Below are 522 nucleotides of genomic sequence, written 5' to 3'. Positions count from 1 at the left end.
TCAGTGTCGCTTGAGTAATCACGTTTGAATTCGGCAGTTTTGCTAAGGTTAAGTTAGCAATAGCCGCTAAACGGAACACGCTCCAACCATACTCCTGAACGGCAACGACCGGATATTTTAATTGCTCTAAATCAGCGTGCTGAGCAAAAGGAATGCTCCATTCATCAAAGGTGGATGGATGTTCTGGTTGGTTTTGTTTTGCCAGTTCCTGCAATTCTTCTTTCGAATACAGTTTGAAATACTCTTCAGGCTCGCCAAGTACTTTGTTGTGTTCGTCTTTGTCGACCAACGCCTGGTAAGCACTTTTAATCACCTCTAAGCGAGGCAGCAGCGCGAATGGGTCACCCCCATCAGAGTGAGGTACGGCAATAATGGTAGGACGAATATTCAGTGAGTGAGGATACAGTCTGATCGTATCTATAGATTGCGTAAGCAAATCCAAACATTGTTGTTCAGAAATTTCACGATACAAATTACCGCCCGCATGAAGGTGACAAATTGGTGGGCCGTTGACTAACGAGA

1 pseudogene is annotated in these 522 nt (G+C 44.6%); it reads right to left on the bottom strand.

What is annotated here, in order from left to right:
• Window positions 1–522: pseudogene (locus tag R7R24_RS30310) on the bottom strand (FAD-dependent oxidoreductase); the annotation flags it as partial.

The sequence above is a fragment of the Vibrio sp. 704 genome (genome assembly GCF_033339295.1).
This window is presented reverse-complemented; position numbering and strand designations above follow the sequence as displayed.